A 13,345-nucleotide genomic window follows, 5' to 3' on the forward strand; every position below is an offset into this window, starting at 1 on the left:
AGTTCATCGGGTCGCGGCTCCACCCTCAGCGCCCGCAGCGCCCAGCATGCCCTCGTCCAGCAAAGCTGCGGCGACCCGCTCCAGCCCCACCGACCTGGACGCCTTCACCAGCACGACATCTCCCGGCTGCAGCTCGCTGCGCAACAGGTCGACCGCCGCCCGCGCGTCGGACACGTGCACCGACTCCTCACCCCACGAACCCTCGTTCTTGGCGCCCATGTCGAGCCAGGCCGCTTCCCTGCCGCCGACTGCCACGAGCTTGCTGACGTTGAGCCGGACGGCCAGCCGTCCGACCGCGTCGTGTTCGGCGAGTGACTCCTCGCCCAGCTCGGCCATCTCACCGAGCACCGCCCACGTACGCGCGCCCGTCGCCTTGCCGGCTGCGCCCATGGCGACCAGCGCACGCAGCGCCGCTCGCATGGACTCGGGGTTCGCGTTGTAGGCGTCGTTGACGACCCGCACGCCGTCCGCGCGCTCGGTGACCTCCATACGCCAGCGGGAGAGCGTGCCGGCTTCGGAGAGCGCGGTGGCGATCTCGTCTACGGGCATGCCCAACTCATGGGCGACGGCGGCCGCGGCGAGCGCGTTCGACACGTGGTGCTCACCGTACAGCCGCATGGTCACATCACTGCACCCGGAGGGTGTGTGAAGCGTGAAGGCAGGCTGTCCGAGCTCCGTGAGCCGGACATTCTCGGCACGTACGGCGGCCTCCGCGGCCTCACCGAACAGGACCGTGCGGGCCCTGGTGCGCGGCGCCATGGCGCGGACGTACGGATCGTCGGCGTTGAGCAGCGCGATCCCGCCGTCCTCGGCCGGGGGCAGCGCCTCGATGAGTTCGCCCTTGGCCAGGGCGATCTGCTCACGGCCGCCGAACTCGCCGATGTGCGCGCTGCCGACGTTCAGCACCACACCGATCCTCGGCGGGGTCAGCCCGGCCAGGTAGCGGATGTGGCCGACGCCGCGGGCGCCCATCTCCAGGACGAGATGGCGGGTGGTCTCATCGGCGCGCAGCGCGGTCAGCGGCAGCCCGATCTCGTTGTTGAGGTTCCCCTCGGGCCAGACCGTCGGGCCGTGGCGCTGCAGCAGCTGGGCGATCAGGTCCTTGGTGCTGGTCTTGCCGGCCGAGCCGGTGAGGCCCACGACGGTGGTGCCCAGACGTGCGACGACGGCGCGGGCGAGCGCACCGAGCGCGGCGACCACGTCGTCGACGACGATGGCGGGGACGCCGAGGGGGCGGGCGGCCAGTACGGCCACCGCGCCCGCCTCGACGGCGCCGGACGCGAAGTCGTGGCCGTCGACGCGGTCACCGGCGAAGGCCACGAACAGCGCGCCGGGGCCCACCGCACGGGAGTCCGCCACGACCGGTCCGGTCACCCGGCGGCCGTCGTCCGGTATGTCGTGCTGCTGCCCTCCGACGATGCTCGCGATCTCGGCGAGCGACAGGGAGATCACAGGTCACCCCCGGTACTGGGCGGGCGGTGACGGTAAAAGGGTTGTGCGCGCATGGAGGTGTGTCATCCCTGGTGGTTCGGCTGCGGTGACTTCAAGGAAGCCTCGATGGCCTCGCGCAGTACCTGGCGGTCGTCGAAGGGGCGTACCACTCCGGCGATGTCCTGGCCCTGCTCGTGGCCCTTGCCCGCGACGATCACGGTGTCGCCGGGCTCGGCGCGGGCGACGGCGGCGGCGATGGCGGCGGCGCGCTCTTCTTCGACGAGCACCGTGCCGCGTTCGTGAATGGGGACCTCCGCGGCGCCCGCGAGCATGGTGGCGAGGATCGCGAGGGGGTCCTCGCCGCGCGGGTTGTCGGAGGTCAATACGGCCGTGTCGGCGAGCCGGGCCATGGCGGCACCCATCGGGGCGCGCTTGTGCGGGTCGCGGTCGCCGCCGCAGCCGAGGACGGCGTGCAGCTTGCCGTCGGTGACCTTGCGCAGCGCGCGCAGAACCGATTCGACGGCGTCGGTCTTGTGGGCGTAGTCGACCACCGCCAGGTACGGCTGGCCGGCGTCGATGCGCTCCAGGCGGCCGGGGACGCCGGGCACCGCGGCGACGCCGTCGGCCGCGGTCTGCGGGTCGACACCGGCGACGACCAGCGAGACGATCGCGGCGAGCGCGTTGGCGACGTTGAACGGGCCGGCGATCGGGGAGGCGGCGCGCAGGGTCCGGCCGTCCGGGCCGTGCACGGTGAAAGTCGAGCCGAGCGTGCCGACCTCGACGTCGGACGCCCGCCAGTCGGCGTCGGGGTGGCCCTCGGCGGAGAAGGTGGTGACCGGGACCTCGGACTCGCCCTCGGCCAGCCGCTTGCCGTACTCGTCGTCGAGATTGACGACGCCGGCGCGGCTGCGGGCCTTGGTGAAGAGCTGGGCCTTGGCCTGGAAGTAGTCCTCCATCCCGGAGTGGAACTCCATGTGCTCCGGGCTGAGGTTGTTGAAGATCGCGACGTCGAAGACGCAGCCGTCGACCCGGCCGAGGACCAGGGCGTGGCTGGAGACCTCCATGGCGACCGCGCGGACACCGCGCTCGCGCATCACCGCGAAGAGCGCCTGCAGGTCGGTGGCCTCGGGGGTGGTGCGCTCGGACTTGATGCGCTCGTCGCCGATACGGGTCTCGACGGTGCCGATCAGGCCGGTCAGCCCCCCGTCGGGGCGCTTGGCGGCCGCGGCCCGCAGCCCGCCCTCGATGAGGTAGGCGGTGGTGGTCTTGCCGGAGGTGCCGGTGATGCCGATCTGGAGGAGGTCCTCGCCCGGCGTTCCGTAGATGGAGACGGCCAGGGCGCCCATCCGCGCGCGCGGGTTGTCGACGACGAGGACCGGCAGGCCGGTCGCGGCGGCGCGCTCGGCACCCGAGGGGTCGGTCAGGACCGCCGCGGCGCCGAGATCGGCAGCCTGGGCGACGAAGTCGGCACCGTGCAGACGGGCGCCGGGCAGCGCCGCGTAGACGTCACCGGGACGGACCGCCCGGGAGTCATGGGTGATGCCGGTGACCATCACGGGCTGCGCGGCATCGGCAGCTCCGGGGTGGCCGGCGTCGGGGGCCGGGCTTCCCAGCTGCTCGGCCAGGTCCGCCAGGGGGGTGGGGCGGACCCGTTCAGGGCGCGGCGCTCCCGGATAGGTAGCGGCACCGCCCTTCTCGGCGTGCTGGGCTTTCGGGGACTGATCAGCGTGTGACACGGCGGTGAGCGTACCGGGCACCACCGGCCCGGGGCGAAGTGAGGGCCGTGGGGAGGAGCAGTTGCCCGGAGTGGAGGTGCCGTCGGGGGTGCCGTCGGGGGTGATGGTCGTCACGGCGGAATTGCCTCGATTTCATTGGCCTGGCGTGAAGGTGACCGGCAGCCGCGGGGGCTTGGCGCCGGTCGGCGGGACCTGGAGGGTTTTCAGCGCGAAGGCCATGACCTGCTGGTAGATCGGGCCGCAGACCTGGCCGCCGAAATAACTGCCCGTCGTGGGGTTCTGGACGGCGCAGTAGACCGTGATGCGGGGTTTGTCGGCGGGGGCGAAGCCGGCGAACGAGGCGGTGTAGCCGTGGTAGCGGCCGGTCCGGGGGTCCACCCGGTTGGAGGTGCCGGTCTTGCCGCCGACCCGGTAGCCGTCGATCTTCGCCTTCGCCCCGGTGCCTTCTTCATCGTCCACCACCGATTCGAGCATGGTGGCGAGCGTGGCCGCCGTCTTCTGGCTGATCACGCGGGTCTTCGCGGGCTTGGGCGCCGGTGCGTAGTGCCCGTCGGGGCCGGTGCTGCCCCGGACCAGTGAGGGGGCGATGCGCTCGCCTCCGTTGGCGATCGTGGAGTAGACGGAGGCGGCCTGTACGGCGTTGAGGGAGAGCCCCTGGCCGAACGGGACGGTGAACTGCTGCGAGGTGTTCCAGTCCTGCGGCTTGGCCAGGATGCCGTCGGTCTCCCCGGGGAAGCCGAGCCCGGTCGGCCTGCCGATCCCGAACTTGCGCAGATAGGAGTAGAGGACCTGGTTGGCCTCGGGCTGGGTCTTGCCGAGCTGGCCGGTCGCGAGGATCGTGCCGATGTTGCTGGACTTGGCGAGCACCCCGTTGAGGGTCAGATGCCAGGTTTCGTGGTCGACGTCGTCCGCGAACAGCCGGTCGCCCCGGTGCAGCCGGTTGGGCACGGTGACCCGGGTGGCCGGGGTGGCGACGCCCTCCTCCAGGACGGCGGCCATCGACATCACCTTGCTGGTGGAGCCCGGCTCGAACGCGTCGGACAGCGCGGCATTGCCCAGCGCTTCCGGATCGGCCTTCGACACCTCGTTGGGGTCGAATCCGGGCGCGTTGGCGAGCGCCAGGATCTCCCCGGTGCGGGTGTCCTGGACGACGACATAGCCGCGGTCGGCCTGTGACTTGGCGACCTGCTCGGTGATGGCCTGCTGGGCCGCCCACTGGATGTCACGGTCGAGGGTCAGCTCGACGTCGCTGCCGGGGACGGCGGGGTGCTCCTGGGTGTCGGCGGTGGGTACCCGGCGGCCGCCGGACTGGGCGTAGACGAGCTTGCCGTCCTTGCCCGCCAGCTGCTTGTCCAGGCGCGCCTCCAGGCCGCCGCCGCCCTTGCCGGCGCCGTTGACGAAGCCGAGCACGCCGGCGGCGAGGTTCTTGTTGGGGTAGAGGCGCTTGCTGTGCTTGTCGGCGAAGATCCCCACCAGGACGTTGGGGCGGGGCGCGCTCTTGGGGGCGGCGGCGGCCTTGGCGTCGAGGGTCTTGCGCAGGTCCTTGATCTTCTTCCAGACCTGCGGGGTCTGCTGCCGGGCGAGCAGGGCGTAGCGCGCCGCGGGCCGGTCGAGCTTCTCGGCCAGGGTGGCCTTGTCCTCGCCGAGGACCGGGGCGAGCAGCGCGGCGGCCCGCTGCGGCGCATCGTCGATCTTGGTCTTCCCTGGGGCCAGCAGGCTCGGGTCGGCGGTGATGTCGTACGCGTCGACGGTGGTGGCCAGGTCCACGCCGTTGCGGTCGGTGATCGCACCGCGCTCGGCGGCCAGCTTGACGGGTACATAGCGGTTCTCGTTGGCCTTGGCGGCGAACGCTCCGGCGTCCACGGCCTGCACCTGGAAGAGCCGTACGACGAAGACCAGCATGATCAGCGTCAGCCCGAGGGAGACCAGCCGCAGCCTCGGGCGCGGGCTGCCGAGGCGGAGCACCGGGGTCCCGGGGCGGGGGCGCGCGGGGCGGGCGGCGGGCCGGGGCCGGCCGGGCCGGGAGCCGGGCCGGGGCGCGGGGCGCTTGGCGGCGGGCGGGCGGCCGGCGCCGCTGCCGGCCCGGCCCCCGCGCTGGGCGGGGCGCGGCACCCGGCGAGGGTCCCTGGGCTCGGTCATGCCGCGTTCACCTGCCGGAGGTCGTCGGGAAGGGGGCGGGCGCGGGTGCGGTGGGGGCGGCGCTGCCGGACGGGGTACGCGAGGCGGACGAGGCCAGGGACGCCGGGGCGGCCGAGGGGGCCGGGGAGACCAGGGTGGCCGGATCGGCCGGTGTCGCCTCGGTGCCCGGTGCGCTGTCCGGGCCCAGCACCCCGGCCAGGGCCGGGACCGGCGGCAGCGCCGGACGGGGCAGCGCGGTACGGGCGGTGGTGCCGAGGGGCGAGGGCGCGGCGGAGCTGCTCAGCGGCGCCCCCGTCGGCCCGGCCACGCTCGGCCGGCCGCGGACCGTGCCGTCCGGGAGCAGGAAGACCGGGGTGCCGCCGGGCACCATCCCCAGCTTCCGGGCGCGCCGCTCCAGCGCGCCCGGCGCCGAGTAGGCGTCCACGTCCTGCTGCAGCGCCTGCTGCTCGTCCGTCAGCTCCTCGGTCTGCTTCTCCAGCTTGCTGAGCTCGAACGACCCCTGGTTGAGGGCGGAGTTCAGCAGCAGCAGGGTGATCAGGCCGGAGCCGAGGAGGACGACGATGAGGAGCACGAAGGGGGTGCGGGCCGCGGTGCTGCGGGCACCCGCGCCGGAGGGGAACAGCGCGGCGAGGCGTTTCTGTCTGCCGCGCGGCCCCTGGCCTTTCATGCGGTGTCCTCGACGTTCTCGCGGATGCGCTCCGCGCCGCGCAGCCGGGCGGGCGCGGCCCGGCGGTTCTCGGCGATCTCCTCCTCCGTGGGGAGTTCGGCGCCGCGGGTCAGCAGCTTGAGCCGGGGCTGGTAGCGCTCGGGGACCACCGGCAGCCCGGGCGGCGCCGTGTTGGCCGCGCCGGCCGCGAAGACCTGCTTGACCAGGCGGTCCTCCAGCGAGTGGTAGGCGAGCACGGCGATCCGGCCGCCGACCGCGAGCGCCTGCACGGCGGCCGGGACGGCCCGCTCCACGCTCGCCAGCTCCCCGTTGACCTCGATGCGCAGCGCCTGGAACGTGCGCTTGGCGGGGTTGCCGCCGGTGCGCTTGGCGGCCTGCGGCAGCGCGTCACGGATCAGCTCGACCAGCCGCGCACTGTTGGTGAACGGCTCCTTGGCGCGCTCGCGGACGACGGCCTCGACGATCCGCTTGGCCTGCTTCTCCTCCCCGTAGGAGCGCAGGATCCGGACCAGCTCACCGGGCGCGTAGGTATTGAGGACGTCCGCGGCGCTGATGCCGGTCGACTGGTCCATCCGCATGTCCAGCGGGGCGTCCTGCGCGTACGCGAAGCCGCGGTCGGCCTCGTCGAGCTGCATGGAGGAGACGCCGAGGTCGAACAGCACGCCCTGGACGCGCGGGGTCCCGAGCCGGTCGAGGACCTCGGGGAGCTCGTCGTAGACGGCGTGCACCAGGGTGGCGCGGTCTCCGTACGGGGCGAGCCGCTCGCCCGCCAGCTTCAGGGCGGACGGGTCGCGGTCGAGGGCGATGAGCCGGGCCGCCGGGAAGGTGGACAGCAGTGCCTCGCTGTGCCCTCCGAGGCCGAGCGTGCAGTCGACGACGACCGCACCGGGCTCGGCGAGCGCGGGCGCGAGCAGGTCCAGACACCTCTGGAGCATGACGGGTACGTGGCGGGTGCTGCTGTTCATGCCAGGACCTCGCCGCGCTCGGCCCGCCTGCCTCGGCAGAGCGCGCACCTCTTCCTGATTCGCTCGCTACGCTCGCTCATGTGCCTTCCGATGGGCTGGGCGGCAGGTGGGGCCCCGGCCGCTGGCTGGGGGATGCCGCACGTACCGCTTGGTCCCCGCCCGCTCTGAAGGGGAAGTGGCCCTCCGGCGACGGGGAAGTGACGTCGGAAGACCATGGGAGCGGGAGGAGGCCGAGCCGTACGTACGATGCGCGCACGCGAGGAATTCGGTATCCAAGGAGAGCGTCACGCCTCCCACTTCGCGCCACTTTAGTCCACCGGCTGCCCCGGTCAATCAACCGGTTCCGCGCGTCCTGCGACGGCTTTCCCGCCGCCTTTGCCGCGGGCTTCTCACCCGGACGGCGGCGAGACGGTCAGACCTGTGGGCTACCTCACAAGGAGTGATGATGACCCCTATGCCCGACCTCTCATGCAGCCGAAAAGGCCGCCGCCTATTACCTTGAATCCATGCCCATACCTGCGTCGCAACCGCTGCCCCCCTCCGCCGACGGTTCCGCCGTGCGCTCCGGTGAGACGGTCACCGACAGTCTCGTCGAGGCGAACAAGCACTATGCCGCCGCCTTCACCGACCCCGGGATGGACGCCCGGCCCGTCCGCAATGTCGCCGTCGTGGCCTGTATGGACGCCCGGCTCGACCTGCACGCCGCGCTCGGCCTCCAACTCGGCGACTGCCACACCATCCGCAATGCCGGCGGGGTGGTCACCGACGACATCATTCGCTCCCTGACGATCAGCCAGCGGGCGCTCGGCACCCGCTCCGTCGTCCTCATCCACCACACCGGGTGCGGTCTGCTCAGCCTGACCGAGGACTTCCGCCACGAGCTGGCGGCCGAGGTCGGACAGCGCCCCACCTGGGCGGTCGAGGCGTTCAAGGACCTCGACGAGGACGTACGGCAGTCCATGCAGCGGGTGCGCACCTCCCCCTTCCTCCTGCACACCGATGACGTCCGCGGCTTCGTTTTCGACGTGACGACCGGCCTGCTGCGGGAGATCGATCCGCAGAACTGACCCCGCCCCGGCCGTCCCGGCATCCGGACCCCGTCCGGAATGCCGGGTTCGCCGGGAAGGCCGGGGGATAACGTTGTGAGTTATCCACAGGTCATGACGCGAAGCCGCGCGGGCAGCAAGAATGCGTAGGTGCCGTCGTCCCGGCCCCGGCCGGGCGCGATGCGCACTTTCGGGGTGGGCCGGGTCCGCAGAGGGGGCATCGGCCCGTAGTACGGGGCCGAGGAGGGCCGAGTGACGACGTATGACGAACGAGCGAGCCTCAGCGATCTGACCACCACCGCGGAGCGGGTTCACCGGTCGGTGGAGGAAGTGATCGAGGGCAAGCCGGAGGTCGTACGGCTCGCGCTGACCGTGCTGCTGGCCGAAGGACATCTGCTCATCGAGGATGTGCCCGGCGTCGGCAAGACCATGCTCGCCAAGGCGCTGGCCCGCTCCATCGACTGCTCGGTGCGGCGCATCCAGTTCACGCCCGACCTGCTGCCCTCCGACATCACCGGCGTCAGCATCTTCGACCAGCAGCAGCGGGACTTCGAGTTCAAGCCCGGCGCGATCTTCTCCCAGATCGTGATCGGCGACGAGATCAACCGCGCCTCGCCCAAGACCCAGTCGGCGCTCCTGGAGTCCATGGAGGAGCGTCAGGTCACGATGGACGGGCAGACCTATGAACTGCCCGACCCGTTCATGGTGGTCGCCACCCAGAACCCGGTGGAGATGGAGGGCACGTACCCGCTCCCCGAGGCGCAGCGCGACCGCTTCATGGCACGGGTGTCGATCGGCTACCCCAGCCCGGCGGCCGAGCTGCAGATGCTGGATGTGCACGGCGGCGCCTCGCCGCTCGACGACCTCCAACCGGTCGCGCACGCCCACGAGATCGTGAAGCTGATCGACGCGGTGCGCACGGTCCATGTCGCCGAAGCGGTGCGCCGGTACACCGTCGATCTGGTGGTGGCCACCCGCAGCCACCCCGAGCTGCGGCTCGGCGCCTCACCGCGGGCGACCCTGCATCTGCTGCGCGCCGCCAAGGCCTCGGCCGCGCTCCAGGGGCGGGAGTACACCCTCCCGGACGATGTCCAGTCGCTGGCGGTGGCGGTGCTCGCGCACCGGCTGCTGCCCACCGCCCAGGCCCAGTTGAACCGCCGTACGGCCGAGCAGATCGTGCTGGAGATCCTGCAGCGCGTCCCGGTTCCCGAACCGTCCGCACAGCCGTGGCGGACACCCGGCCAGCAGCCGCCCGGCGTACGGGGGTTGTGATGTCCGACGGGGGGAGCGAGGGCACTCCGGAACGGGACGGCTGGCGGGCGGCCCTCGGGGGGCTGACGACACGGGGCAGGTCGTTCCTGGCGGCCGGGATGGCCGCCACGGTGTGCTCCTACCTCCTCGGGCAGGCGGATCTGCTGCGGGTCGGTCTGCTGCTCGCCGCCCTCCCGCTGGTGTGCGTCCTGGTCCTGCACCGCACCCGCTACCGCGTCGCGGGCAGCCGTACGCTCGCCCCCGCCCGGGTGCCCGCGGCCACCGAATCCCGGGTGCGGCTGCGGATGGAGAACATCTCCCGGCTGCCGACGGGCGTACTGATGCTCCAGGACCGGGTGCCGTATGTCCTCGGGCCCCGGCCGCGCTTCGTCCTGGACCGGGTCGAGGCCGGCGGCCGCCGCGAGGTCTCCTACCGCGTCCGCTCCGACCTGCGCGGACGCTATCCGCTGGGGCCGCTGCAGCTGCGCCTCTCGGACCCGTTCGGGATGTGCGAGCTGATCCGCTCGTTCAGCGCCTCCGACACCCTGACCGTCGTGCCGCGGGTCGAACCGCTGCCGGCGGTGCGGCCGGCGGGCGAGGCCGCCGGGTACGGCGACGGACGGCACCGCTCGCCGGCGCTGGCCGGGGAGGACGACGTCATTCCGCGCGGCTACAGGCACGGCGACGATCTGCGCCGCATCCACTGGCGCTCCACCGCGCGCTACGGCGAACTGATGGTCCGCAGGGAGGAGCAGCCGCAGAAGGCGCGCTGCACGGTCCTGCTCGACACCCGCGAGACCGCCCACCCGGGCTCGGGCCCCGACTCTGCCTTCGAGTGGGCGGTGGCGGGCGCCGCCTCCACCGCGGTGCATCTGCTGGAGCGCGGCTTCTCGGTGCGGCTGCTGACCGACACCGGCAGCTCGGTGCCCGGCCCCGACGGCGCCGGCAGCTTCGCGGGCGGCACCGACTCCGCCGATGCCGCGGGACTGCTGCTGGACACCCTCGCCGTCGTGGAGCACTCCGAGGAGGAGGGCCTGTCGGCGGCGTACGACGTGCTGCGCGGCGGCAACGAAGGACTGCTGGTCGCCTTCTTCGGCGACCTGGACGAGGAGCAGGCGGCGGTCGCCGGGCGGATGCGGCAGCGCAGCGGCGCGGCCGTCGCCTTCGTCCTGGACGGCGACGCCTGGACGCGGGGCCCCGGCGGCATCAGATTCTCCGACGGCCAGGTCCCGGTGGCCGAACGCCTGCGGCTGCTGCGGAAGGCCGGCTGGACGGCGCTGCCGGTGGCACCCGGCGACACCCTCGCCGCCCTGTGGCGCGCGGCCGGAGAGCGCACGGGCGCCCCGGAGACGGTGGCGGGAGGCCGGTCATGAACGGGAGCGTGAGCCGTGGACGGATCACGGACGGGCGGCCGCTGAGGGACGAGGGGCTGCCCGCGGACGGACGGCCGGGGGCGCGCTGCCCCCGCGGCCTGATCAGCGGCCGGCGCGGGCGTTGCCCGGGCGGCCCCGAGCGAAGTGAGGCACAGGCATGAGCGGCCGGGCGCGGCTGGCGCTGTGTGCGGCGGTGGCCACGCTGTGTGCCGCCGGCGCACTGCTGCCACTGGTGGAACCGATCAGCTGGCTGATCCAGGCGGCGGTCCTGCTGGCCCTCGTGACGGGAGTGGGCGCGGCCGCCCGCCGGGCCCCCCTGGCCGGACCGCTGGTCATCGGCGCCCAGGCACTGGCCTGCGTGCTGCTGATGACCCTGCTCTTCACCCCGGGCGAGGCCATCCTCGGCCTGCTGCCGGGACCGGACGCCCTGGCGGAATTCAGCCGGCTGGTGCAGGCCGGTGTACGGGACGTCGGCCGGTACGCCAGCCCCGCTCCCGTCACCCCCGGCATCCGGCTGCTGCTGATCGCCGGCGTGCTGGTGATCGGCCTGATCGTGGACGCGCTGGCGGTCACCTACCGCAGCGCCGCACCCGCCGGGCTGCCGCTGCTCGCGCTCTACTCGGTCGCGGCGGGACTGTCCCAGGGCGGCGCGGGCTGGCTGCGGTTCCTGATCGCGGCGGCCGGCTATCTGCTGCTCCTGCTGGCCGAAGGGCGCGACCGGCTCTCCCAATGGGGCCGGGTGTTCGGCGGGGCGGGCGGCGGAGCGGGGCCGCCGGGCCGCGGACAGGGATTCGCCGCCCTCGGCGGCTCCGCCCTGGCCCCGGTCCGTACGGGCCGCCGGATCGGTGCGCTGGTCCTCGGGATCGCCCTGGTGGTGCCCGCCCTGCTGCCCTCTCTCGGCGGCGGACTGTTCGGCACCTCCGGCAGCGGTACGGGCCCCGGCGGCGGAGGCGGCACGATCTCCGCGGTGAACCCCCTGGTGTCGCTGCAGGACAGCCTCAACCAGCCCGAGGACAAGGAAGTCCTCAACTACCGCACGACCGCCGCCGACACCCGCGATCTGTATCTGCGGATCGTCGCCCTCGACCAGTTCGACGGCACGACCTGGAAGCCGTCCGAGCGCACGGTCACGGACGTCCCCGAGCGGCTGCCGGGACCGCCCGGCCTCAGCTCCTCGGTCGACCTCAACCGCGTCAACACCTCGATCTCGACCGCCGAGTGGTACGCCCAGAACTGGCTGCCGCTCCCCTACCCGGCGTCCAAGGTCGACATCTCCGGGCGCTGGCGCTTCGAGCCCCAGGGCCGCACGCTCGTCGGGGACCGCGGACAGAACACCCACGGCCTGCAGTACCAGGTCGAGAGCCTTCAGGTCCGGCCCACGTCCCAGCAGCTGGCCAACGCCCCCGCGCCACCCGCCGACCTGCTGCGCGAGTACACCAAGGTCCCGCGCTCGCTGCCCCAGGTCGTCCGGAACACCGCCCGCCAGGTCACCCGGAGCGCCCCGACCGCCTATGCCAAGGCCGTCAAACTCCAGGACTGGTTCGCGCTCAACGGCGGCTTCAGCTACAACACGGACGTCCGGGCCGGCAGCGGTTCCGAGGCCATTGCGCGCTTCCTGCGGCAGAAGCAGGGCTTCTGCGTCCACTTCTCGTTCTCCATGGCGGCGATGGCTCGGACGCTGGGCATCCCGGCCCGAGTAGCGGTCGGTTTCACCCCCGGCACCAAGCAGCCCGACGGCACGACCTCGGTCGGTCTCAAGGACGCGCACGCCTGGCCCGAGCTGTACTTCCAGGGCATCGGCTGGACCCGCTTCGAACCGACCCCGAGCCGCGGCAGCATCCCTGACTACGCGTACCCCGACACCCCGGACACACCCGACCCGGGCAGCCCGGACCCCGCGCCCTCCCGGTCCACGGCCCCCTCGGAGGACCCGTCGGCCGCCCCGTCCTGTGGCCCCGATGAGCAACGGTCCGGCTCCGGTAAGGCCTGCGTCTCGCTGCCCGCGGAGTCCGGCAGCGGCCCGCCGGACGGCGGCTCGTCCCCCTGGACGATCGCCCTCATAGCCCTGGCCGGGGCGCTCGTCCTGCTGCTGCCCGCGGGCCCGCTGCTGTGGCGCCTGCGCATACGCTCCGGACGACTGGCGGGTCCGGACGGCGACACGGCCGCGGGCACCCTCGCCGCCTGGCGGGAGCTGCTGGACACCGCCTGGGACTTCGGCATCCTGCCGGACGAGTCACTGACCCCGCGCAAGGCCGCCGAGCGCATCATCCGCATCGGAGATCTGCAACCGGAGCCCGCCGCTGCCGCCCGCAGAGCGGCGGCGGCGGTCGAGCAGATCCTGTACGCCCCGCAACCGCAGCCGGTGTCCGGACTCGCCCTGGACGTACAGCAGGTACGGGCCGGGTTGCGGGCCGGCGCCAGCCGTGGTCTGCGGCTGCGTGCCCAGCTCGCCCCGCGCTCCGCGGCCCGGCTCCGCTGGGCCTGGTCGGCCCGCTGGTCGGCGCTGCTGCTCCGGTGCCGTACCAGCCGCCCGGTGGCCGCGGCACGGCGCGCGCTGGCCGCCCTCCGGCCGGGCCCGCGGCGGGCATGACCACGCGGCATGAAAACACGAGAAAAGTGCTGGGGCCGCCCGACAGAATCGGGCGGCCCCAGCACCTTTTGCCTTCCGGCGCCGACGGAGCACGCCGTTGCGCACCGCAGGCCGGGAATCAGCGGAGAAGCATCGGGCCCACCGGAG

At 73.2% G+C, this 13,345-nt stretch carries 9 protein-coding genes; 4 read left to right on the plus strand and 5 right to left on the minus strand.

The features are described from left to right. Nucleotides 1–3 precede the first annotated feature (3 nt). The 5 genes from NUT86_RS11860 to rsmH form a co-directional block, all read right to left on the minus strand. Nucleotides 4–1,452 (minus strand): UDP-N-acetylmuramoyl-tripeptide--D-alanyl-D-alanine ligase, encoded by a 1,449-nt coding sequence (locus NUT86_RS11860; RefSeq protein ID WP_018090247.1) that lies wholly within the window; start codon nucleotides 1,450–1,452, stop codon nucleotides 4–6. Between the two features lie 62 nt (nucleotides 1,453–1,514). Continuing rightward, on the minus strand, nucleotides 1,515–3,281 hold the full coding sequence (locus tag NUT86_RS11865) for a UDP-N-acetylmuramoyl-L-alanyl-D-glutamate--2,6-diaminopimelate ligase (RefSeq protein ID WP_018090246.1): 1,767 nt from the start codon (nucleotides 3,279–3,281) through the stop codon (nucleotides 1,515–1,517). An 18-nt stretch (nucleotides 3,282–3,299) separates the two neighbouring features. Further along, nucleotides 3,300–5,306 (minus strand): peptidoglycan D,D-transpeptidase FtsI family protein, encoded by a 2,007-nt coding sequence (locus NUT86_RS11870; protein ID WP_274735042.1) that lies wholly within the window; start codon nucleotides 5,304–5,306, stop codon nucleotides 3,300–3,302. A 7-nt stretch (nucleotides 5,307–5,313) separates the two neighbouring features. Then, nucleotides 5,314–5,973, minus strand: a complete 660-nt coding sequence (locus NUT86_RS11875) for a septum formation initiator family protein (RefSeq protein ID WP_266446164.1) — start codon at nucleotides 5,971–5,973, stop codon at nucleotides 5,314–5,316. After that, nucleotides 5,970–6,938 carry a 16S rRNA (cytosine(1402)-N(4))-methyltransferase RsmH gene (gene rsmH / locus NUT86_RS11880; protein WP_018090243.1) on the minus strand — a complete coding sequence of 323 codons (969 nt, stop codon included), beginning with the start codon at nucleotides 6,936–6,938 and terminating at the stop codon, nucleotides 5,970–5,972. The genes NUT86_RS11875 and rsmH overlap by 4 nt, the downstream gene beginning before the upstream one ends. Nucleotides 6,939–7,444: 506 nt before the next feature. Here rsmH and NUT86_RS11885 point away from each other — a divergent pair. The 4 genes from NUT86_RS11885 to NUT86_RS11900 all read left to right on the plus strand — a co-directional run bounded on the left by NUT86_RS11885 (nucleotide 7,445) and on the right by NUT86_RS11900 (nucleotide 13,198). Beyond that, entirely contained in the window at nucleotides 7,445–8,005 is a 561-nt protein-coding gene (locus NUT86_RS11885; protein ID WP_018090242.1) for a beta-class carbonic anhydrase, read from the plus strand. A gap of 231 nt (nucleotides 8,006–8,236) precedes the next feature. Then, nucleotides 8,237–9,256: an AAA family ATPase gene (locus tag NUT86_RS11890; protein WP_018090241.1), complete on the plus strand. Its 1,020-nt coding sequence runs from the start codon at nucleotides 8,237–8,239 to the stop codon at nucleotides 9,254–9,256. Then, the gene (locus NUT86_RS11895) at nucleotides 9,256–10,608 is read left to right on the plus strand and encodes a DUF58 domain-containing protein (protein ID WP_274735046.1); all 1,353 of its coding nucleotides are present in this window, start codon (nucleotides 9,256–9,258) and stop codon (nucleotides 10,606–10,608) included. Before NUT86_RS11890 ends, NUT86_RS11895 begins: the two co-directional genes overlap by 1 nt. A 157-nt stretch (nucleotides 10,609–10,765) precedes the next feature. Next, nucleotides 10,766–13,198, plus strand: coding sequence for a transglutaminase family protein (locus NUT86_RS11900; protein WP_274735047.1), 2,433 nt, complete (start codon nucleotides 10,766–10,768; stop codon nucleotides 13,196–13,198). Nucleotides 13,199–13,345: the final 147 nt, after the last annotated feature.

The organism is Streptomyces sp. G7(2002) (assembly GCF_028870195.1).
In the GTDB taxonomy this organism is placed as follows: Bacteria; Actinomycetota; Actinomycetes; order Streptomycetales; family Streptomycetaceae; genus Streptomyces; species Streptomyces nigrescens.